Origin of the sequence: Azospirillum palustre (genome assembly GCF_002573965.1) — a bacterium.
GTDB lineage: Bacteria > Pseudomonadota > Alphaproteobacteria > Azospirillales > Azospirillaceae > Azospirillum > Azospirillum palustre.
Genome location: NZ_PDKW01000043.1, coordinates 1,916,494 through 1,938,155 on the forward strand (window position 1 = coordinate 1,916,494; position 21,662 = coordinate 1,938,155).

Below are 21,662 nucleotides of genomic sequence, written 5' to 3' on the forward strand. Positions count from 1 at the left end.
CCATGATTTTCCGCTGGTTCGGCCGCAAGAAGCCCGAAGAGACCGCGCCCAAGGACGAGGCGGCAAAGGACGAATCGGTTACCCTGGAGTCATCCATCCCCGCGCCGGAGCCGGAAAAGGCGCCGGAGCCGCCTGCCGCCGCACCCGCGCCCAAGCCGGAAGCCGAACCGGTGCCGGAACTGGCGCCGGCCCCGCCGACTGCCGAACCTCGCCCCATGCAGCCGGCACCGGTCGAACCGATTGGGGTGACCCCGCCGCCGGTCACGGCGCCCGCCGGGCCGGTCGAACCGCCCGCACCGGTCACCCCTGCCCCGGTGCCGGAGCCGGAGCCCGTTCCGGAACTGCCGCCGGCCCCGACTCCTGTTGCCATGGCTGAGCCTGCGGTCGCCGAAGAGGCGCCGCCGACCAAGAAGGGCTGGTTCACCAAGCTGAAGGAAGGGCTGTCCAAGTCCTCGTCCAAGCTGACCGACGGCATCACCAGCATCTTCACCAAGCGCAAGCTGGACGACGAGGCGCTGGAGGAGTTGGAGGAGTTGCTGATCACCGCCGATCTCGGCCCGGCCACCGCGGCGAAGGTGACGGCGGAGTTGGCGCGCACCCGCTTCGGCAAGGAGGTCTCGCCGGAGGAGGTCAAGACCACGCTCGCGGCCGAGGTGTCGAAGATCGTCACCCCCGTCGCCAAGCCGCTGGTGCTGGACCCGGCGCTGAAACCGCATGTCATCCTGGTCGTCGGCGTCAACGGCACCGGCAAGACCACGACCATCGGCAAGCTGGCCCGGCAGTTCAAGGCGGAGGGCAAGACCGTGATGCTGGCCGCCGGCGACACCTTCCGCGCCGCCGCGGTCAGCCAGCTGAAGATCTGGGGCGAGCGCACCGGCTGCCCGGTCGTCGCCCGCGACACCGGCGCGGATGCCGCCGGCCTTGCCTATGACGCGCTGGAACGGGCGAAGGCCGAAGGCGTCGACGTGCTGCTGGTCGACACCGCCGGCCGGCTGCAGAACAAGACCGGCCTGATGGAGGAGCTGCGCAAGATCGTCCGCGTCATCAAGAAGCTGGACGAGACGGCGCCGCACACCACCCTGCTGACGCTGGACGCCACCACCGGCCAGAACGCGCACAGCCAGGTCGAGATCTTCCGCGACATGGTCAACGTCAACGGCCTGATCCTGACCAAGCTGGACGGCTCCGCCCGCGGCGGCGTGCTGGTTTCGCTGGCCGAGAAGTTCAAGATTCCCGTCCACGCCATCGGCGTCGGCGAGGGCGTCTACGACCTGCGGCCGTTCGATGCCGATGCCTTCGCCAAGTCGCTGATGGGCTTGAGCGCCGACTGACCGGCGGGGCCATCCCGGCCTCTCCGACGAGGCCTGAATGGCCCTGCATCGGCCTGAATGGGTACGCACCGGGGGTTGGCCGAAATTCGGCCTTCCCAGCCGGTCGTTCGTACCCCATCTTTGTCGACATGACTGATAAAGCCCCGTTCCAGCCCGGTTCGGCCGGGCGCTTCACCGATGCCAAAGCAGCACTGGCCTGCGTGCGCGACATTTACGAGCGCAACACCGCCTACCTGCGCGACCGCTTCGCCGCCTACACCCAGGGCGACGAGGAAGGCGGGCGGAACCGGGCCTATTACCCCTATGTGCGGCTGACCGCCGTATCGGGGGCCGCGGTCGATACCCGGCTGTCCTACGGCTTCGTCGAGGGGGTCGGCGTCCATTCCACCACGGTGACGCGGCCCGACCTGTTCGAGCGCTATCTGCTGGAACAGTTCACGCTTCTGCTGCGCAACCACGGCGTCCCGCTGGAGGTCGGCGTCAGCGAGGAGGCGATCCCGATCCACTTCGCCTTTCCCAACGGCATGTATGTGGAAGGCGACCTGCCGCCCGACCGGCTGACCAAGCTGCCGGATCTGTTCGACCTGCCCGATCTGGCGCGGATGGACGACACCATCGTCAACGGCACCTTCGACGGCGGGCCGGACGCGGTGAAGCCGCTGGCGCTGTTCACCGCTCCCCGCGTGGATTTCTCGCTGCACCGGCTGCGCCACTACACGGCGACCGCGCCGGAGCATTTCCAGAACTTCGTCCTGTTCACCAACTACCAGTTCTATGTCGACGAGTTCATCCGGCTGTCGCGCGAGATCATGGAGCCGACCGGCGATGCCGATCTGGCGGCCTACCGGGCGCAGTATGACAGCTTCGTCGAGCCGGGCGACATCGTCACCACCAATCAGAATCTGGGTGGCACGACGGATGCCCCGGCGGCCAGGCTGATGCGCATGCCGCAGATGCCGGCCTACCACCTGAAACGGCCGGACGGCAACGGGATCACGCTGGTGAACATCGGCGTCGGTCCGTCGAACGCCAAGACCATCACCGACCACATCGCGGTGCTGCGCCCGCATGCCTGGCTGATGCTGGGCCACTGCGCCGGCCTCCGGCAGACCCAGCGGCTGGGCGACTATGTGCTGGCCCACGGCTATGTCCGCGAGGACCATGTGCTGGACGCCGATCTGCCGCTCTGGGTGCCGGTGCCGGCCCTGGCGGAAGTTCAGCGGGCGCTGGAAACGGCGGTGGAGCGGGTGACCGGGCTGTCGGGCTTCGACCTGAAGAGCATCATGCGCACCGGCACGGTGGCGACCATCGACAACCGGAACTGGGAACTGCGCGATCACCGCGAACCGCTGATGCGGTTCAGCCAGAGCCGCGCCATCGCGCTGGATATGGAAAGCGCAACGATCGCCGCCAACGGCTTCCGCTTCCGCGTGCCGTACGGGACGTTGCTGTGCGTGTCGGACAAGCCGATGCATGGACAGTTGAAGCTGCCGGGCATGGCCGACCGCTTCTATCGCGAGCGGGTCGACCAGCATCTGAAGATCGGCGTGCTGGCGATGGAACTGCTGCGCGAGCACGGGATGGAAACGCTGCACTCCCGCAAGCTGCGCAGCTTGGCGGAAGTGGCGTTCCAGTAGCGAATGGGGGCGGGCACGAGACCCGCCCCCCCATCTCAACCTTAGACTCAGCCTCAGGCAGCAGCCAGCAGGCTCTCGATTTCCTTGGCCGCGGCGGCCAGCGCCTTGTCCTTGGCTTCCGGACCCATGCTCACGCCCTCGGCGCGGATGAAGGTCACGTCGGTGATGCCGAAGAAGCCGAACACCGAGCGCAGATAAGCCTCCTGATGGTCCAGACCGGCCAGCGCCGGGTTGGTCGAATAGACACCGCCGCGGCCGGACGCCACGATCACGCGCTTGCCGCCGGCCAGACCCTCGGGACCCTTCTCGGTGTAGCGGAAGGTGCGGCCGGCCTGGGCGAGGCGGTCGATCCAGGCCTTCAGCTGGGTCGGGACGGAGAAGTTGTACATCGGCGCGCCGACCACGACGACGTCGGCGGCCAGGAACTCGTCGAGCAGGACATTGGTCAGAGCCAGCTCTTCGCGCTGACGCTCGCTCAACCCATCCACAACGCCGAGCTTGAGGACCGGCAGCAGTTCGCCGTCCAGATGGGCCGGCGGGTTGGCGGCGACGTCGCGGGTGACGACAGTGGCCGCCGGGTCGGCCTTCACCAGAGCCTCGACGATGGAGGCGGTCAACTGGCGGGTGACGGAGAAGGTGCCGAGCGGGCTGGAGTCGACATGCAGGATCGTGGTCATGACGGAAGGAGCCTCTTGGTTGTTGCGGCCGTCTTCTCCGGCCGGGTTCTGACGCCCAAGATGCCCCTAACTTTTCCAACGGTTAAGCCGGGTTCTGCGCGATAGATCGTCTTTGGCGAAGCAACAATCGGCGGCCAGGCGACAATCGGCCCAACCGGATCAGCGCGTCACCAGCGCCCCGCTGCGGAAGACCGCCATCTGCCCCGGCTGCATCACCGTCCAGGCCTCGTCCCTGGTCAACGGCCGGGTGGCGATGACGGTGACGACGTCGTTGGGCGTCGTCTCCTGGGAGAAATCGACGCTCATGTCGGCATCGAGCAAGGTCGCGGCACCGAACGGCGCCTTGCGGGTCAGCCAGGCGAGGTTGGTGGCACAGTGGCACCACAGATAGCGCCCGTCGCTGAGCAGCATGTTGAAGACGCCCAGCGTGCCCAGATCGGCGGCCAGATGGCGGATCAGCTTCATCAGCCCGCCCGTCGTCTTCGGCGGCTCGGGATACTGCATGCGGATCTGGTCGAGCAGCCAGCAGAAGGCATGCTCGCTGTCGGTGCTGCCGACCGGCTCGTAGAAGGTCAGGATGCGGTCCTTGATGCCCTTCAGCTGGCCGTTGTGGGCGAAGGTCCACATCCGCCCCCACAGCTCGCGGGTGAAGGGATGGGTGTTCTCCAGCGACACCCGGCCGCGGTTGGCCCGGCGGATGTGCGAGATCACCGTGCAGGACTTGATCGAATAGCGGCTGACCAGCCGGGCGATCTCCGACTCGGCACTGGGGGCCGGGTCGTGGAAGCTGCGGCAGCCCTTCCCCTCATAGAAGGCGATGCCCCAGCCGTCGCGGTGCGGCCCGGTCTGCCCGCCGCGGCGCATCAGGCCGGCGAAGCTGAAGCAGATGTCCGTGGGCACGTTGGCGCTCATGCCCAGGAGTTCGCACATGATGTCCTCGTCTGCCGCTTGTCGTCGCCCTAGGGAGCGACAAGCTACGACAGGCCGTGCCCAAGGTCACGCGCGGACATGGCCGGAGGCGGCATGCAAGTCAGGGTTTTGCGCCCCATGTCCTGGGCCTCACGGTTTCGGACAAGGCGGCATGTCCGGCCGCAGGCACCCCTCCATCTTCTGTGCCGGGGCACTGCCGCCCAACCCGATCCAGGCATCGACCCGGTCAGTCTCGAACCCGCAGTCGCGGCGGTCACCGACCTGCATCAGCGGGCGGCGGATCAACAGCGGGCGCTCGACCATCGCTTCCAGCGCCGCGGCCTCGTCCATGCTCTCCGGCACCACTTCGCCGCTTTTCACCGCGGGAGCGGCTCGGTTGAACCAGTCGGCCACCGGGCGGTCGCCGAAGAAAGGGCGGAGCGTCTGGGGCGTCCAGGGCTCGCTCAGCAGGTCGCGGGCGAGCACGCGGTGGCCGGCCTGCTCCAGCAGGGCCTTCTGCCGGGCATTGCCGCCGCAGCCGGGCTTCTCGAAAAAGATCACGTCGGCCATGGTCATGTCCCTCCGAACAGCGGCGCGCGGGCCAGCAGCGCGTCGGTTTGCTGACAGATCTCGTCATGGACCTCGCGGTCCAGCTTGCGCAGCCAGCGCGGCGGGATCGACTCCACGCCATAGGTGGCCCCGGCCAGCATGCCGGCGATGGCGCCGGTGGTGTCAGCGTCGCCGCCCTGGTTGACCGTCTCCACCACGCAGGATTCGACCGAATCGGTCTGGAAGTAATAGTGGAAGACCGTCTGCACCGTATCGACGATGAAGGCGGTCGACAGGCCGCGATAGGGTTCGAACTTGAACTGGCGATGCCTGGCGATCAGGGCGTTCGCCTCCTCCCGCGCGGCGACGATGCCGCCGCCCAGCACCAGCCGCCGCACCATCCGGCCCAGCGCGATCACCGCGGAATCGGACAGCTGGTTGCAGTGGGTGATGTGCGACTGCTCCACCGACCAGCGCTCGAAGGCGGCATCGTCGCCCAGCGTCGCCAGCGCCACCGGCAGGTTGCGCATCGCCGCCCCGTTGCCGGCATGGTATTCCGACTCCGGCTCCTCCAGCGTACCGTTCATGATGAAGCGGCGGATGCCGCGGCGTGTCGTGTCGCCGACATCGACCGGCACCGATTTCAGCCAGATGGCGAACTCCTCGGCGGCGCGGCGGGCCTCCCACTCCGGCCCGGACAGGATGGCGCGGCCGAGATGGAGCGACATCTCGGTGTCGTCCGTCACCTGTCCGGCCGCCAGCTTCAGCCAGCCGCCGCCCTTGATGTGCTTGTGGACGCCATACTGGTGGGCGATCTCGCCCTTGGTCAGGAACTCCACCGTCGCCCCCAGCGCATCGCCGCAGGCGAGGCCGAGATAGGCGCCGAGCGCCCTGGATCGAATCTCGGGGGATCGAATCTGGGGGGAGCGGATTTCAGGCGTCAGACTCGTCGGATCGGTCATGCGGTCGGGCACAGGGTCCGTCCCTTCCTGGTGCGTCCCGCGGACGGCAAACAAGCCGCCGCCGGACCTTGAGGTTGTCAGAGAAGCGACACACCCACGCGATAGTCCCCGCCGATCACCAGATATTCTCCTTCTCCCTGGAAAGGGTAGCGCGGCAGGATGTCGCGGAAGAAGACGATTTTGGGCAGCGGCACCCACGCATCGAGGATGTAGTCGCCGAACTGGCCGGCGATGTCGCGGTTGATGGAAAAGGAACACAGGTTGTTCAGCCGCAGCACCGCAGTGCGCTTGTCCGGCCGGGCAACGATGTGGTGTTCCTCGAAATCGTTGACGCCACGGAAGAGGCGGATGTGCGAGGCCCAGTTGGGCATCGGCGCGTCGGGCCAGCCGCGACGGATCGTCCACTGGCAGAACTCGTACAGAAGGTCGAGCTGCAGGTCGATGTTGTTGTTGTGGAAGCGGGTCGACTGCTTCTGCTCGCCATAGGCCGCCCAGGCCTCTGAGGCGAAGCGGCGGATCGGCTCGCCGTGGAAGGTCGGCAGCAGGCCGAAACGGCTCTCCACCCAGCCCTTCAGAACCGCCCCTTCCGCCCGGTTGCTGTCGAACATCCAACCTTTCAGCAGGCGCAGATAGCTGGCGCGGAAACGCCGCTTGCCGTCCGGCCCCTCGGTCCCGGAGAAATCGGGATTCACCCCGAATACCTCCGCCATATGGCGCTGAAAAATGTCGGAGGCCGTCGGCGCATCGCGGCATTCGTCCAGCGCCTCGAACAGGACGGCGTGTTCGCTGCGGGTGGCGCCGATGCGCAGGCGCCGCGGTTCGTCATTGTAGGCTTCGCCGCACAGGGCGGCGGCCGGCACATTGACGAGGTTGGTGCGGTGAGCGCGCAACGCCAGCGGCGAATCGGGCGGCAGGACGGACTCCGGCGTCCGCCCCTTCGCATCGCTCGTCACCACCCCGTCCGCCACGCCGTTCCGCTCCGCCGCAATGCCATTACTTCTTATATGGATATTGTATAAGGCGGCGCGTGCCAAGCCTTCACCGCCGCAACCGGCGCAGGCGTGTCGCCGCATGTCGCAACATTGTCCATTTGAAGCCGAACGATCCGTCCCCATACTCTGTACAGCGACGCTTACGATCCGGCGGCACCCGCATGGCCTTCTGGCCGACCAAGTACGACGACAGCCGGCGCCGGCGCACTCCGCCGGTGCCCACCCAAGTGCCTGCCCAGGTGCCTGCCCGCACGCCCGCCGAAACGACGACCGTCAGCGGTCCGCCGCGCGGCGCGGCGGAGGCCCGGACCGCCCTGCGGCTGGCCCAGCTTCTGCGCGGAACGATCACCCCCCTGCGCGGCGACACGGTGCTGGAAATCCTGGAACCGCACCGGCCGCGTCTGGTGCCCAAGCCGGTCAACCCGCTGCCGGCATTGGTCGGCAAGCCTCAGGGGCAGATGGTCGACGCGCTGCTGCGGCCAATCGGGCAGATCGTCACCGACGTGCTGCTGCCGGGGCTGCGCGATCACCTGATCGACCGGCTGGTGGCCGGCCGCACCGACCATGAGGACAGCCTGCCGGGCGCCGTCGACCTTGCCGAAGCGATGCGGGCGCTGGTCGGCCGGATGCGCGGCGGCGGCAAGGGCCATCTCCAGGCCGTCGTCGTCGCCATCGAGACCGATGCCCGCACCACCGCCGACACGCTGACCAGGGACACCCGCCCCATCGACGTCGGCGGCATCGACCGGCTGGCCCGCGCCCTGCTGCGCTTCGAGGTGCGGCGGATGGCGCTGGAGGCGCTGGGCGGCAGCGGTGCGCTGCTGACCGTCATCAATCAGTCGCGGCGGCTGGCCCGCTATTCCCTGCGCCGCGCCACCGAAGCGATCGAGGGGTTCGTCGCCGACCGCGGGCTGAAGACGCTGCATGCCAGCCTCGCCACCCTGGCCCAGGCCGACGGGCTGATCGTCATCGCGCTGCGCAATCTGGACGACCAGGAGGAGACGAAGGAGGAGTCCGGCCCCTTCGTCGAACCGGCAGACCGCAAGGCGATGAACGACTGGCTGTCGGCGGCATGGCGCCTTTCCGACACGTTGTTCGACCTTGTCGGCAAGGCCGCGGCCGGCGGCGAGCTGGACGATCTGCTGTTCGCGGCATTGCTGCGGCAACTGCGCAGCCTGCATCACTTCTGCGCCGACCTGACCCACGCCGGCCGCCCGGCTGCCGTGGACACCCTGAAGCAGCGGCTGGTCGACCGCTGCGACGCTCTGGCCCGCCAGACCGGCGAACGTCTGGTCGAGGCGTTGCTGGCCAAGCCCGCCGATCCCGCCCTCGCCCGCCGGCTGTTGGCACGCGGCCGACTGCTGGCCCAGCTGCTCTACGACATGAACCGCGACGAGGCGGTGGAGGAGCTGGCCATGCATCTGGTTATGGCCAGCGAGGCGCTGGCGCACAACGGCTGACACGCACGGTATCTGCAGCTGGCTTCCACCGCGGCATGTCGGCCGGTTCGCGAAAGGCACGGCGGGGAATGAGCGACCGCTCGTCTCGGCGGCATGGCTTTATGTTTGGCGATCGGATCTAAACGTGCGCAAGTTCCAAGCCCTCCACCACCCCCCGCAGGGCATCCACCGCATCGCGTCGCCTCATGCACCGCCATCCCGCTTCCGCCAGGGCTTCCCGCCGCGCGTCATCGGCAATCAGCCCACAGGCCGCCTCGACCAGCCCTTCGTAGGGGGCGAAGGCCAGGCCGCCCAGCAGGTCGGGGTCTATCTCCGTGTCAGGATGGCGTTCGGTCAGCACCGCCTTGCGGTTCGACAGCATGTGGGAGACGCGCACGATCTCGAAAATGCCCGCCTCGTAGTAATGCAGGTTCAGAATCAGCTTCGCATCGGCGACGAATTGGTCGCGGAGCGCCCCGTAATAATGTTCAAGACTGACCACGGTCAGGCCACGCCTGCCCAGCGCATCGAGGATCGCGTTGCGGCGCTGGTTCACGGCACCATAGAACAGCACATCGATGCCGGGGGATGGGCTGTTCGGGATCCGGCTCATCTCGTCCATATGCCCGATGGGAACATGGCGCGCATGGATGCCCAGCCCGGCCAGATCGGCGATGTTGCGGTGGCTGTAGTCCCAAACCGTGCATCGGCGCAGCAGGTCCAAGTAATGGGCGTTGCGCGGGTGCAGCGTGCGGATCTGTTCCAGATTGTAAAGGATGCACGTGTCCGGCAAGCGGTTGCCTTCCTCCGACGTCAGGTCGATGGCGCCCAGAATGATGGCGCGCCGCTGGCGCTTGAATTTGTTGATGGCGATCTCCGCATCGGCCCCCAGACGGCGCAACGCGAAGCGCATTGTTTCCGCAACCTCCGCAAAAGCACTGGCGCCAACGTCGGCGGTGCCGTTCTTCTTGATGATGACAATGTCGATGCCGACTCCGTTCTTCATAACTGCCCCTTCCGCCTAAGACGTGTCCATTCTCGTGCGCGGACAGATCGCCGCCCGAGAATGTTTTTTCACGTTTCGCGTGCACAGTCATGTGTGATTCAGTTGTAGGAGCCGGCTTTGCCCATAGCTCCGATATAGGCGTGCGGCAGGATCGCCCGGTAATTCACGATGTATTGCCGCTGTCGCAACCGATGCCGCATCCGCCGCGAGCCCACCAAATCCGACGGAGACCGCCTCTTCACCCCACAGGCGTCCGACCTTCGCGAGAGTCCCGACAAAATGTCGGGCTTTGTCGTGTGTGTCGGGACCCCGACAAACCCCTGCGCCGTTCGCCCCTCAAAATTCTCGTATATTTATCAATGACTTATTGAATAACCACATTCTGGCACGGGTCGTGCAATCCATGAAATCCGAAGCGGCCACGAACCGGCCGCACCGGATCGAAACACAGTCCCACGACCCAAGCACAGGAGCGACCCACATGGCCAAAGCGCCTCTGCGTCAGATCGCCTTTTACGGCAAGGGCGGTATCGGCAAGTCCACCACCTCTCAGAACACGCTGGCCGCGCTGGTCGAGCTGGATCAGAAGATCCTGATCGTCGGCTGCGACCCGAAGGCCGACTCGACCCGCCTGATCCTGCACGCAAAGGCCCAGGACACCGTCCTGCATCTGGCCGCCGAGGCCGGCTCGGTCGAGGATCTGGAGCTCGAGGACGTTCTCAAGATCGGCTACAAGAACATCAAGTGCGTCGAGTCCGGCGGTCCGGAGCCGGGGGTCGGCTGCGCCGGCCGCGGCGTCATCACCTCGATCAACTTCCTGGAAGAGAACGGCGCCTACGACGACGTGGACTATGTGTCCTACGACGTGCTGGGCGACGTGGTGTGCGGCGGCTTCGCCATGCCGATCCGCGAGAACAAGGCCCAGGAAATCTACATCGTCATGTCCGGCGAGATGATGGCGCTCTACGCCGCCAACAACATCGCCAAGGGCATCCTGAAGTACGCGCACAGCGGCGGCGTCCGTCTCGGCGGCCTGATCTGCAACGAGCGCCAGACCGACAAGGAATGGGATCTGGCCGACGCGCTGGCCAAGCGCCTGGGCTCCAAGCTGATCCACTTCGTGCCGCGCGACAACATCGTGCAGCACGCCGAGCTGCGCCGCATGACGGTCATCGAGTACGCCCCGGACAGCAAGCAGGCCGGCGAATACCGCGCGCTCGCCAACAAGATCCATGCGAATTCCGGCCAGGGTTGCATCCCGACCCCGATCACCATGGAAGAGCTGGAAGAGATGCTGATGGACTTCGGCATCATGAAGACCGAGGAGCAGCAGCTCGCCGAGCTGGCCGCCAAGGAAGCGGCGAAGGCCGGCGCCTGACCCCAGGCGTAGCGACGGTTGCCTACCGGCCCCCCTGCCGCCGCGCAGGGGGGACCGCCTGAACACTGGCCCCATCCCCAGCCCCGCACAACGCCGACCCAACCACCATAGGGGCGACGGCGTGGGAGGGAGGGGCTCGGTCACGCGCTGAAGTGGCGCGGAATATTCAAGCAGGAGGCCGGCTATGAGCCTGTCCGAGAACACCACGGTCGACGTCAAGAACCTCGTCAACGAAGTCCTCGAAGCCTATCCCGAAAAGTCCCGCAAGCGCCGCGCCAAGCACCTGAACGTGCTGGAGGCCGAGGCCAAGGACTGCGGCGTCAAGTCGAACGTCAAGTCCATCCCCGGCGTCATGACCATCCGCGGCTGCGCCTATGCCGGCTCCAAGGGCGTGGTGTGGGGTCCGATCAAGGACATGATCCACATCTCCCACGGTCCGGTCGGCTGCGGCTACTACTCCTGGTCCGGCCGCCGCAACTACTACATCGGCGACACCGGTGTCGACAGCTGGGGCACGATGCACTTCACCTCCGACTTCCAGGAGAAGGACATCGTCTTCGGCGGCGACAAGAAGCTGCACAAGGTCATCGAGGAAATCAACGAGCTGTTCCCGCTGGTGAACGGCATCTCGATCCAGTCGGAATGCCCGATCGGCCTGATCGGCGACGACATCGAGGCTGTCGCCCGCGCCAAGTCGGCGGAAATCGGCAAGCCGGTCATCCCCGTGCGCTGCGAAGGCTTCCGCGGCGTGTCCCAGTCGCTGGGCCACCACATCGCCAACGACGCCATCCGCGACTGGGTGTTCGAGAAGACGGAACCCAAGGCCGGCTTCGTCTCCACCCCCTATGACGTCACCATCATCGGCGACTACAACATCGGTGGCGATGCCTGGTCGTCCCGCATCCTGCTGGAGGAGATCGGCCTGCGCGTGATCGCCCAGTGGTCGGGCGACGGCACGCTCGCCGAGCTGGAGAACACGCCGAAGGCCAAGGTCAACCTGATCCATTGCTACCGCTCGATGAACTACATCGCGCGCCACATGGAAGAGAAGTTCAACATTCCTTGGATGGAATACAACTTCTTCGGCCCGAGCCAGATCGCCGAATCCCTGCGCAAGATCGCGGCACTCTTCGACGACAAGATCAAGGAGAACGCCGAGAAGGTCATCGCCCGCTACCAGCCGATGGTCGATGCGGTCATCGCCAAGTACAAGCCGCGGCTCGAAGGCAAGAAGGTCATGATCTACGTCGGCGGCCTGCGTCCCCGCCACGTCGTCGATGCCTACCATGACCTCGGCATGGAGATCACCGGCACCGGCTACGAGTTCGCCCACAACGACGATTATCAGCGCACGCAGCACTATGTGAAGGAAGGCACGCTGATCTACGACGACGTCACCGCGTTCGAACTGGAGAAGTTCGTCGAGGCGATGCGTCCCGACCTCGTCGCGTCGGGCATCAAGGAAAAGTACGTGTTCCAGAAGATGGGCCTGCCGTTCCGCCAGATGCACAGCTGGGATTATTCCGGCCCGTACCACGGCTATGACGGCTTCGCGATCTTCGCCCGCGACATGGACCTGGCCATCAACAACCCCGTCTGGGGCGTGATGAAGGCCCCGTTCTGACCATCGGCCTCTGGAACAGGAGAATTTGAGAATGACCGACAAGCTTTCGCAGAGCGCCGACAAGGTCCTCGACCACTACACCCTCTTCCGGCAGCCCGAATACGCGGCGATGTTCGAGAAGAAGAAGACCGAGTTCGAGTACGGCCATTCGGACGAGGAAGTCGCCCGCGTGTCCGAATGGACCAAGTCCGAAGAGTACAAGGCGAAGAACTTCGCCCGTGAAGCGGTCGTCATCAACCCGACCAAGGCCTGCCAGCCGATCGGCGCGATGTTCGCCGCCCAGGGCTTCGAAGGCACCCTGCCCTTCGTCCATGGTTCCCAGGGCTGCGTCGCCTATTACCGCACCCACCTGACCCGCCACTTCAAGGAGCCGAACAGCGCGGTCTCCTCGTCGATGACGGAAGACGCGGCGGTGTTCGGCGGCCTGAACAACATGATCGACGGCCTGGCGAACGCCTATGCGCTCTACAAGCCGAAGATGATCGCGGTGATGACCACCTGCATGGCCGAAGTCATCGGCGACGACCTGCAGGGCTTCATCGCCAACGCGAAGAACAAGGACAGCGTCCCGGCCGACTTCCCGGTCCCCTACGCCCACACCCCGGCCTTCGTCGGCAGCCACATCGTCGGCTACGACAACATGATCAAGGGGATCCTGACCAGCTTCTGGGGCACGTCGGAGAATTTCGACACGCCCAAGACCGAGCAGATCAACCTGATCCCGGGCTTCGACGGCTTCGCGGTCGGCAACAACCGCGAACTGAAGCGCATCGCCGGCGAATTCGGCGTGAAGCTGCAGATCCTGTCCGACGTGTCCGACAATTTCGACACGCCGATGGATGGCGAGTACCGCATGTATGACGGCGGCACCACCATCGAGGAGACCAAGGAGGCCCTGCACGCCAAGGCCACCATCTCCATGCAGGAGTACAACACGACCCAGACCCTGCAATTCTGCAAGGAGAAGGGCCAGGAAGTCGCCAAGTTCAACTACCCGATGGGCGTCACCGGCACCGACGAGCTGCTGCTGAAGCTGGCGGAACTGTCGGGCAAGCCGGTCCCGGCCAGCCTGAAGCTGGAGCGCGGCCGTCTGGTCGACGCCATCGCCGACAGCCACACCCACATGCACGGCAAGCGCTTCGCCGTCTACGGCGACCCGGACTTCTGCCTGGGCATGTCCAAGTTCCTGCTGGAGCTGGGTGCGGAGCCGGTGCACATCCTGTCGACGTCGGGCTCCAAGAAGTGGGAGAAGCAGGTCCAGAAGGTGCTGGACGGCTCGCCCTTCGGCGCCTCGGGCAAGGCCCATGGCGGCAAGGATCTGTGGCACCTGCGCTCGCTGATCTTCACCGACAAGGTGGACTACATCATCGGCAACAGCTACGGCAAGTATCTGGAGCGCGATACCAAGGTTCCGCTGATCCGCCTGACCTACCCGATCTTCGACCGCCACCACCACCACCGCTACCCGACCTGGGGCTACCAGGGCGCGCTGAACGTGCTGGTGCGGATCCTGGACCGGATCTTCGAGGACATCGACGCCAACACCAACATCGTCGGCCAGACCGACTACTCGTTCGACCTGATCCGCTGACCGGCACGCCGCCGGCGCCTCAGGTTTCGTTCTACAGGCATCGGTTCAGCCCAACCGCCGGGCCGGGATTTCCATCCCCCAGCCCGGCGGCAACCTCCCCAGCCCGGAGAGCGTCGGCAACGGCGCGCTCCGGGTTTCTTTTGTCGATATGTTTCTTTTGTTCATAGGTCAGCCATCGCGCAGCGCGAAGCCGACCACCCGCGCCAGTGCGCGGTCGCCCGCCGCCCGCCAGCCCTCGCCGCCCAGCTCGATCGAAGCCGGCGGCAATCCGACCGACGGGGCGGCCATGCCGTCGCGGACCGGACGGGCGCGCAGCAGCAGACGGGGGCGGGTGCCGCCGCTCCAGTCCTGGCGGCCTTCGAGGATGACCAGCAGGATCGGCCCATCGACCGCAGGCGGCGTCTCCGCCGGTTCGGCATCGGGCGTTACCGCGCGCAGGCCGAGGCGAACCACCGCCTTGCCGAAACCGCCGGCTTTCCGGCCGACGAGATCGGCGGCGGCATCGCACAGCATCCCGGCCTCCGGTGGAACCGGGCCTTGCTCCAGATCGACGAAGCGGCACGCGACGCCGATCTCACCCCCCGGTTCCTGGGCCAGCCGGATCACCGCGCCGTCCTGTACCGCTGCGGCGGGGACCGCCGCCAGCGCCACCATCATCGCGGCCGCATACCGCCAGCGCCTGCCGATCCGTCGCATCGTTGCTTTCCACCCGTTCGAACCGTCCTGATACGGCCGGCCCTCCCCACCCCCTGCGCTGCCCTCCCCCTTGCGCGACATGTGCGACATCCGACAAGCTCCCTGGGCGGAGCCGCCGATTGTCGGCTATCGGACAGGGTTGGAAAACCAGACAATCGTTGTTTGCCAAATACTTAACCACTGGCACGCCCCCTGCATCACACCGATGCAAAGCCATTTCCGGCGCCAGGATGGGAGAGCGGGCATGCTCCAGGACAAGATCCAGGATGTCTTCAACGAACCGGGCTGCGCGACCAACCAGGCCAAGTCGGCCAAGGAGAAGAAGAAGGGCTGCACCAAGTCGCTGAAACCGGGGGCGGCGGCCGGCGGCTGCGCCTATGACGGGGCGATGATCGTGCTCCAGCCGATCGCCGACGCCGCCCATCTGGTCCATGGCCCCATCGCCTGCCTCGGCAACGGCTGGGACAACCGCGGCTCCAAATCCTCGGGCTCGCAGCTCTACCGCACCGGCTTCACCACCGACCTGTCGGAACTGGACGTCATCGGCGGCGGCGAGAAGAAGCTCTACCGCGCCATCAAGGAGATCGTTCAGCAATACGACCCGCCGGCCGTCTTCGTCTATCAGACCTGTGTGCCCGCGATGACCGGCGACGACATCGCCGCGGTCTGCAAATTCGCCACGCAGAAGCTGGGCAAGCCGGTGATCCCGGTCGATGCCCCCGGCTTCGTCGGATCGAAGAATCTCGGCAACAAGCTGGCCGGCGAAGCCCTGCTGGAGCATGTCATCGGCACGGTCGAGCCCGAATACACCACCCCGACCGACGTCTGCATCATCGGCGAATACAACCTCGCCGGCGAGCTGTGGCTGGTCAAGCCGCTGCTGGACGAGATCGGCATCCGCCTGTTGTCCTGCATTTCCGGCGACGGCCGCTACCGGGAGGTGGCGCAGGCCCACCATGCGCGCGTCACCATGATGGTGTGCAGTCAGGCGCTGGTGAATGTCGGCCGCAAGATGGAGGAGCGCTACGGCATTCCCTATTTCGAGGGGTCCTTCTACGGCGTCTCCGACATGTCGGACACGCTGCGCACCATGACCCGCATGCTGGTGGAGCGCGGCGCCGACAAAAGCCTGATCGACCGCGCCGAAGGCGTCATCGCGCGGGAGGAAAGCCGGGTCTGGCGCCGGCTGGAACCCTACAAGCCGCGCTTCGACGGCAAGCGCGTCCTTCTCTTCACCGGCGGGGTCAAGAGCTGGTCGATGGTCAGCGCGCTGGAGGGTGCCGGGCTGACCATCCTCGGCACCTCCACCAAAAAATCGACCAAGGAGGACAAGGAGCGCATCAAGAAGATGAAGGGCGATGAGTTCCACCAGTGGGACGATTTGAAACCGCGCGACATCTACAGGATGCTGGCCGACGATCAGGCCGACATCATGATGTCCGGCGGCCGCTCGCAGTTCATCTCCTTGAAGGCCAAGGTTCCCTGGCTCGACATCAACCAGGAGCGCCACCACGCCTATGCCGGTTATGACGGCATCGTCAATCTCTGCGAGGAGATCGACAAGACGCTGTCGAATCCGATCTGGCGGCAGGTCCGCCAGCCGGCGCCGTGGGAGTCCGGCCCGTCCTCCACCCTTCTGGCGCCTTCGATGGCTGCGGAGTGACGGCGATGTCCCACATCCAGCGCTTCCCCTCCGCCGCCAAGGCCGCCTCCACCAACCCGCTGAAGATGAGCCAGCCGCTGGGGGCGGCTCTGGCCTATCTCGGCGTCGACCGCTGCCTGCCGCTGTTCCATGGCTCGCAGGGCTGCACCGCCTTCGGGCTGGTGCTGCTGGTGCGCCATTTCCGCGAGGCGATCCCGCTGCAAACCACGGCGATGGATCAGGTCGCCACCATCCTCGGCGGTTACGACAATCTGGAACAGGCGATCCGCACCATCGTCGAGCGCAACCAGCCCGCCATGATCGGCGTCGCCACCACCGGCGTCACCGAGACCAAGGGCGAGGACATGGGCGGACAGTACACGCTGTTCCGCCAGCGCAACCCCGATCTGGCCGACACCGCCCTGGTCTTCGCCAACACCCCCGACTTCGCCGGCGGCTTCGAGGACGGCTTCGCCGCCGCGGTCACCGCCATGGTCGAGCGGCTGGTCGAACCGTCGCCGGTGCGCATCCCGACCCAGGTCAATGTGCTGGCCGGCTGCCACCTGTCGCCCGGCGACGTGGAGGAGCTGCGCGACATCATCGAGGGCTTCGGCCTGTCGCCGATCATCCTGCCCGACCTGTCGCTGTCGATGGCGGGCCGCCAGCCGGCCGACTTCACCGCCACCTCGCTGGGCGGCGTGACGGTCGACCAGATCCGCGCCATGGGCGCTTCGGCCCTCACCATCGTGGTCGGCGAGCATATGCGGGTGGCCGGCAACGCGCTGGAGCTGAAGACCGACGTGCCCAGCCATTTCTTCAACCGCCTGACCGGGCTGGAGGCGACCGACAAGCTGGTCCGGCTGCTGATGGAGCTGTCGGGCAAGCCGGCGCCCGCCCGGCTGCGGCGCCAGCGCGAGAGCCTGGTCGACGCCATGCTGGACGGGCATTTCTTCTACAGCCGCAAGCGCATCGCCGTCGCGCTGGAACCCGACCTGCTCTATGCCGTCACCGGCTTCCTTGCCGACATGGGGGCCGAGGTGATCGCCGCGGTGTCCCCGACGCAGAGCCCGGTGCTGGAGCGGCTGAAGGCCGCCACCATCATGGTCGGCGACCATTCCGACGTGGAGACGCTGGCCCGCGATGCCGACCTGATCGTCTCCAACTCGCACGGGCGGCAGGGTGCCGCGCGGATCGGCGTGGCCCTGCACCGCATGGGCCTGCCGCTGTTCGACCGGCTGGGAGCCGGCCTGCGCGTCCAGGTCGGCTACCGCGGCACGCGGGAGCTGCTGTGCGACATCGGCAACCTGTTCCTCGCCCGTGAAATGGACCACGAGCACGGGCCCGAGAGCCACGACCACGGGGAATCCCACGGCTGCGGAGGCGGATCATGCGGATGCAACGCCGTCTGAGCGTGGTGCAGGACCCACGCCCGACCAAAGGAGGATCGATGAAGGTCGCTTTCTGCACCCAGGACATGCAGCACGTCGATGCGCATTTCGGCTGGGCCAAGAACATCGCCGTCTATCGGGTCGACCGCCAGGGCCATGCCTTTCTGGAGACCTTCCAGTTCGGCGGCTCGATGTTCGAGGACGGCAACGAGGACAAGCTGGTGCCGAAGCTGGAGGCGCTGGCCGACGTCGCCATCCTCTATCTGTCGGCCATCGGCGCATCGGCCGCCGCCCGTGTGGTGGCGAAGAAGATCCATCCGGTGAAGGTCGAGGCCACCGACACCATCCCCGCCCTGCTCGACCGGCTGGTCCAGACGCTGAACGGCAATCCGCCGCCCTGGCTGCGCAAGGCGATGGGCGAAACGCCCGAATTCCATTTCGACGAGGAGGAGGTCTGACTATGGCTGACGTGGCCGAGATATCCGTCGCCGACCAGTTCGTGAAGACGCTGGTCCTGCTGTTCCGTGCCGAGGACAGCTATGGCGCCTGGGAGGGCAAGCCGGACGAGGCCCTGCTCGCCCCCTTCGTGCTGGACAAGGAGGCGCGGGCCGCCATCCCGATCATCGGCGATCCCGACCCGGACACGCTGTGGCGGCTGGAGCTGTTCTACAAGGCGGTCGGGCTGATGGTGGAGAAGCAGACCGGCCTGATGGCTTCGCCGATGATGAAGATGAGCCATGAGGGCTTCGGCCGCATGATCCTGACCACCGGCCGGCTGGTGGTGGTGTCGAAGTCGCTGCGCGACGTCCACCGCTTCGGCTTCCCCACCATCGAAAAGCTCGCCGCCGACGGCGCCAAGCTGGTCGAGGACGCCGTGGCGCTGATCCGGGAATATCCCGACGTCGCGAATCTCTGAAGCCCCGGATTTTTGTCACATGGAACCACGACCATGAGCGACATCGACGCCCTGAAGGACGAGATCAGGAAGCTGAACGCCCGCGCCACCCAGAAGAAGATGGATCTGCACGATTTGTCGGAAGAACTTCCGCAGAACTGGCAGACCATCTTGACGGTGGCGCAGGAAACCTATGACGCCTTCAAGACCCTGACCGAGAAGCGGGCGGCGCTGAAGGCGCTGGAGACGGCGTAACCCCTCCATTCCCAACGAAAAGCTTAGGCGCACCCTTTCCCGAGAGGAGCATTCCCATGGCTGAGTTCCTGACCGGCACCACCCGCGGTGGCCAGAGCTGGACCCCGAAATTCGTCCAATCCATCGACCAGAAGCAGTGCATCGGCTGCGGCCGCTGCTTCAAGGTGTGCGGTCGCGGCGTGCTCGACATGATCGGCCTGACCGAGGACGGCGACATCGTCGACGCCTTCGACGACGAGGCCGAGAAGAAGATCATGACGGTCAAGGAAGCGGCCAACTGCATCGGCTGCGAAAGCTGCTCCAAGGTGTGCTCGAAGAGCTGCATCACCCACGCGCCGGTGGCGGCGTAAAGACGGGGGCTGACGCACAGGCGCCGGCCCCCGCCCTTTTCAGTACGCGTATTCCTTGAACACCGGATCGACGCTGCCGCCCCAGGGGCCGTTGAACTTCTCAAGAAGCTCGTCGGCGGGGCTGCGGCCGGTCTCGGCGATGACCTGAAGCGTGTCGAGGAAGTGGGTTTCGTCGTCGCCCCAATTGTCGTTGCGGGCGCGGCGGGCCAAGCCGTCGCGGGCAATCGCCAGCATCTCCAGCGCCACGTTCCGCACCGTCCCAGTGCGGAAGGTCGTGCGCAGGCCGGACCGCGGCACCTCGGCGCGCAGATGCGCCCGCTCCGCCGTCGTCCAGTCCTTCACCAGATCCCAGGCGGCGTCCAATGCCACCTGATCGTAGAGCAGCCCGACCCACAGGGCCGGCAGGGCGCACAGGCTGCGCCACGGGCCGCCGTCGGCGCCGCGCATCTCCAGATACTTCTTCAGGCGCGCTTCCGGGAAGGCCGTGGTGGTGTGGTCGGCCCAGTCGGTGATCAGCGGCAGCTCGCCCGGCAGCGCCGGCAGCTTGCCATCCATGAAAGCGCGGAAGGACTGGCCCGCCGCGTCGATGTAGGTGCCGTCGCGGTAGACGAAGTACATCGGCGTGTCGAGCAGATAGTCGACATAGCGTTCGAAGCCGAAGCCGTCCTCGAACACGAAGGGGATGTCGCCGGTGCGGTCCGCGTCGGTGTCGGTCCAGATGTGGCTGCGGAAGCTCTGGAAGCCGTTCGGCTTGCCCTCGGTGAAGGGGGACATGGCGAACAGGGCGGTGGCGATGGGCTGGAGCGCCAGCGACACGCGGAACTTCTTCACCATGTCGGCTTCGGAGGCGAAGTCGAGGTTGACCTGCACGGTGCAGGTCCGCGTCATCATGTCGAGGCCGAGCGAGCCGACCTTCGGCATGTAGTCGCGCATGATCTTGTAGCGGCCCTTCGGCATCCAGGGGATGTCGTCGCGCGTCCATTTCGGTTGGAAGCCCAGCCCCATCATGGCGATGCCCAGCTCGCCCCCGACCTCCTTCACCTGGCGCAGGTGGCGGTGCACCTCGGCGCAGGTCTGGTGCAGGGTCTCCAGCGGGGCGCCGGACAGTTCGACCTGCCCGCCGGGCTCCAGCGTGATGTTGGCCATGTCCTGGACCAACGCGATGATGTTGCCCTTCTCCTCCACCGGCTGCCAGCCGAAGCGGGTCATGCGGGTCAGCAGTTCGCGGATGCCGTCCGGCCCGTCATAGGGCAGCGGCCGCAGGTCGGAGGTGCGGTAGGCGAATTTCTCGTGCTCGGTCCCGATGCGCCAGTCGGGTGCCGGCTTGCAGCCGGATTCGAGATAGGCCGCAAGCTGGCGGCGGTCGGTGATGGGTTCGCCGCGCGTGGTCGGGGGTGCGGACATGAAGTCTCTCGCGGGAAGTGGACGGAGGATCGGCCGGGTGACGGCCGGTTATGGGATCGGCGCGCGGAAAGGCGGACGCCGGTCGCTTCCCCCGGCAGTCCAATCCCCGGCCAAGGACTGCCAGCAAGCCAACGCCGCCACCACCGCCGTGTCGGCCCGCAGGATGCGCGGACCCAATCCCACCGGAACAACAAAGGGAAGTTTGGTGATTTCGTCAAGTTCCGACTGGTCGAAGCCGCCCTCCGGCCCGACCAGCAAGGCGGCCGGCCCCGGCGGCGCATCGCGCAGCACCTCGGCGACCGGACGGGCGGACCCGGCCTCGGCGCACAGATAGAGCCTGCGGTCGGCCGGCCAGCCGGCCAGCGCGCGGTCCAGCGGCACCGCCTCGCCCATCTCCGGCACGCTGAGGCGTTCGCACTGCTCGGCCGCCTCCACCGCGTTGGCGCGCAGCCGGTCGATGTTGACGCGGTTGGGGTCGGTTCGCCGGGTGAAGACCGGCCACAGGCGGGACACCCCCATCTCCGTCGCCTTTTCGGCGACGAAGTCGATGCGGCCCTTCTTCAGCGGCGCGAACAGCAGCCAGAGATCCGGATCCTGGTCCTGCTCCCGCCGCTGCTCCGCCACGGTCAGCGAGCACCAGCCCTTGCCGAAGCCGTCGATCACCGCCCGCCATTCACCGTCGCGGCCGTTGAACACCGCGACGGAGTCGCCGCGGTCCAGCCGCAGGACGTGACGGAGGAAATGGGCGCGCTCATGGTCGAGCCCGACCGACTGGCCTTCGGCCAGCGGGCTGTCGACATACAGGCGGGTCTTGATCGGGTCGGCCATGGCATTCGTCTCCGCGGGGCGGTGGAGACTATAGAGCGGATCGCGTGAAACCGGACGAGATTTGACGCGCGAGGCAGACCGTCGAATACAGCGCCAAAGGTTCATGCGC

General features: G+C 66.5%; 21 protein-coding genes. 12 read left to right on the forward strand and 9 right to left on the reverse strand.

Features of this window, described 5'->3' with window-relative positions; all coding sequences use genetic code 11:
* Positions 1-2: 2 nt before the first annotated feature.
* Both ftsY and CRT60_RS31340 read left to right on the forward strand, forming a co-directional pair.
* Complete coding sequence (gene ftsY, locus CRT60_RS31335; protein WP_193548470.1) at positions 3-1,331, forward strand: signal recognition particle-docking protein FtsY; 1,329 nt, start codon at positions 3-5, stop codon at positions 1,329-1,331.
* 128 nt (positions 1,332-1,459) lie between these two features.
* A complete protein-coding gene (locus CRT60_RS31340) occupies positions 1,460-2,968 on the forward strand; it encodes an AMP nucleosidase (RefSeq protein ID WP_098740331.1) in 1,509 nt (502 codons plus the stop codon).
* A gap of 53 nt (positions 2,969-3,021) precedes the next feature.
* On the opposite strand, the gene CRT60_RS31345 is transcribed toward CRT60_RS31340, so the two are convergent.
* The 5 genes from CRT60_RS31345 to CRT60_RS31365 all read right to left on the reverse strand — a co-directional run bounded on the left by CRT60_RS31345 (position 3,022) and on the right by CRT60_RS31365 (position 7,033).
* Entirely contained in the window at positions 3,022-3,645 is a 624-nt protein-coding gene (locus CRT60_RS31345) for an FMN-dependent NADH-azoreductase (protein ID WP_098740332.1), read from the reverse strand.
* A gap of 159 nt (positions 3,646-3,804) precedes the next feature.
* Complete coding sequence (locus CRT60_RS31350) at positions 3,805-4,575, reverse strand: class II glutamine amidotransferase (protein WP_098740333.1); 771 nt, start codon at positions 4,573-4,575, stop codon at positions 3,805-3,807.
* A gap of 129 nt (positions 4,576-4,704) precedes the next feature.
* Positions 4,705-5,124, reverse strand: a complete 420-nt coding sequence (locus tag CRT60_RS31355; protein ID WP_098740334.1) for an ArsC/Spx/MgsR family protein — start codon at positions 5,122-5,124, stop codon at positions 4,705-4,707.
* A gap of 2 nt (positions 5,125-5,126) precedes the next feature.
* Positions 5,127-6,020 (reverse strand): ADP-ribosyl-[dinitrogen reductase] hydrolase, encoded by an 894-nt coding sequence (gene draG / locus CRT60_RS31360; RefSeq protein WP_161958171.1) that lies wholly within the window; start codon positions 6,018-6,020, stop codon positions 5,127-5,129.
* Between the two features lie 122 nt (positions 6,021-6,142).
* On the reverse strand, positions 6,143-7,033 hold the full coding sequence (locus tag CRT60_RS31365; RefSeq protein ID WP_098740336.1) for an NAD(+)--dinitrogen-reductase ADP-D-ribosyltransferase: 891 nt from the start codon (positions 7,031-7,033) through the stop codon (positions 6,143-6,145).
* Positions 7,034-7,218: 185 nt separating this feature from the next.
* Here CRT60_RS31365 and CRT60_RS31370 point away from each other — a divergent pair, with 185 nt between their 5' ends.
* On the forward strand, positions 7,219-8,517 hold the full coding sequence (locus CRT60_RS31370; protein ID WP_098740337.1) for a hypothetical protein: 1,299 nt from the start codon (positions 7,219-7,221) through the stop codon (positions 8,515-8,517).
* Positions 8,518-8,635: 118 nt separating this feature from the next.
* On the opposite strand, the gene CRT60_RS31375 is transcribed toward CRT60_RS31370, so the two are convergent.
* Positions 8,636-9,502: a hypothetical protein gene (locus CRT60_RS31375; RefSeq protein WP_098740338.1), complete on the reverse strand. Its 867-nt coding sequence runs from the start codon at positions 9,500-9,502 to the stop codon at positions 8,636-8,638.
* Between the two features lie 481 nt (positions 9,503-9,983).
* On the opposite strand from CRT60_RS31375, the gene nifH reads away from it, so the two are divergent.
* The 3 genes from nifH to nifK all read left to right on the forward strand — a co-directional run bounded on the left by nifH (position 9,984) and on the right by nifK (position 14,095).
* On the forward strand, positions 9,984-10,880 hold the full coding sequence (gene nifH / locus CRT60_RS31380) for a nitrogenase iron protein (protein WP_098740339.1): 897 nt from the start codon (positions 9,984-9,986) through the stop codon (positions 10,878-10,880).
* A gap of 184 nt (positions 10,881-11,064) precedes the next feature.
* Positions 11,065-12,504 carry a nitrogenase molybdenum-iron protein alpha chain gene (gene nifD / locus CRT60_RS31385; RefSeq protein WP_098740340.1) on the forward strand — a complete coding sequence of 480 codons (1,440 nt, stop codon included), beginning with the start codon at positions 11,065-11,067 and terminating at the stop codon, positions 12,502-12,504.
* A gap of 31 nt (positions 12,505-12,535) precedes the next feature.
* Entirely contained in the window at positions 12,536-14,095 is a 1,560-nt protein-coding gene (gene nifK, locus CRT60_RS31390) for a nitrogenase molybdenum-iron protein subunit beta (protein ID WP_098740341.1), read from the forward strand.
* 168 nt (positions 14,096-14,263) lie between these two features.
* On the opposite strand, the gene CRT60_RS31395 is transcribed toward nifK, so the two are convergent.
* Positions 14,264-14,791: a hypothetical protein gene (locus CRT60_RS31395; protein WP_098740342.1), complete on the reverse strand. Its 528-nt coding sequence runs from the start codon at positions 14,789-14,791 to the stop codon at positions 14,264-14,266.
* Between the two features lie 244 nt (positions 14,792-15,035).
* Here CRT60_RS31395 and nifE point away from each other — a divergent pair, with 244 nt between their 5' ends.
* The 6 genes from nifE to fdxB are packed head-to-tail and all read left to right on the forward strand — an operon-like array spanning position 15,036 to position 19,321.
* Entirely contained in the window at positions 15,036-16,454 is a 1,419-nt protein-coding gene (nifE, locus tag CRT60_RS31400; RefSeq protein WP_098740343.1) for a nitrogenase iron-molybdenum cofactor biosynthesis protein NifE, read from the forward strand.
* Between the two features lie 5 nt (positions 16,455-16,459).
* A complete protein-coding gene (nifN, locus tag CRT60_RS31405) occupies positions 16,460-17,842 on the forward strand; it encodes a nitrogenase iron-molybdenum cofactor biosynthesis protein NifN (RefSeq protein WP_098740344.1) in 1,383 nt (460 codons plus the stop codon).
* A gap of 38 nt (positions 17,843-17,880) precedes the next feature.
* Positions 17,881-18,279, forward strand: a complete 399-nt coding sequence (gene nifX / locus CRT60_RS31410; protein WP_098740345.1) for a nitrogen fixation protein NifX — start codon at positions 17,881-17,883, stop codon at positions 18,277-18,279.
* Positions 18,280-18,281: 2 nt separating this feature from the next.
* Entirely contained in the window at positions 18,282-18,737 is a 456-nt protein-coding gene (locus CRT60_RS31415) for a NifX-associated nitrogen fixation protein (protein ID WP_098740346.1), read from the forward strand.
* Between the two features lie 33 nt (positions 18,738-18,770).
* Positions 18,771-18,971, forward strand: a complete 201-nt coding sequence (locus CRT60_RS31420) for a CCE_0567 family metalloprotein (protein ID WP_098740347.1) — start codon at positions 18,771-18,773, stop codon at positions 18,969-18,971.
* 56 nt (positions 18,972-19,027) lie between these two features.
* Positions 19,028-19,321 (forward strand): ferredoxin III, nif-specific, encoded by a 294-nt coding sequence (fdxB, locus tag CRT60_RS31425; RefSeq protein WP_012973385.1) that lies wholly within the window; start codon positions 19,028-19,030, stop codon positions 19,319-19,321.
* A 39-nt stretch (positions 19,322-19,360) separates the two neighbouring features.
* On the opposite strand, the gene CRT60_RS31430 is transcribed toward fdxB, so the two are convergent.
* On the reverse strand, positions 19,361-20,725 hold the full coding sequence (locus CRT60_RS31430; RefSeq protein WP_098740348.1) for a glutamate--cysteine ligase: 1,365 nt from the start codon (positions 20,723-20,725) through the stop codon (positions 19,361-19,363).
* Between the two features lie 48 nt (positions 20,726-20,773).
* Positions 20,774-21,553: a 16S rRNA (uracil(1498)-N(3))-methyltransferase gene (locus tag CRT60_RS31435; RefSeq protein ID WP_098740349.1), complete on the reverse strand. Its 780-nt coding sequence runs from the start codon at positions 21,551-21,553 to the stop codon at positions 20,774-20,776.
* Positions 21,554-21,662 lie beyond the last annotated feature (109 nt).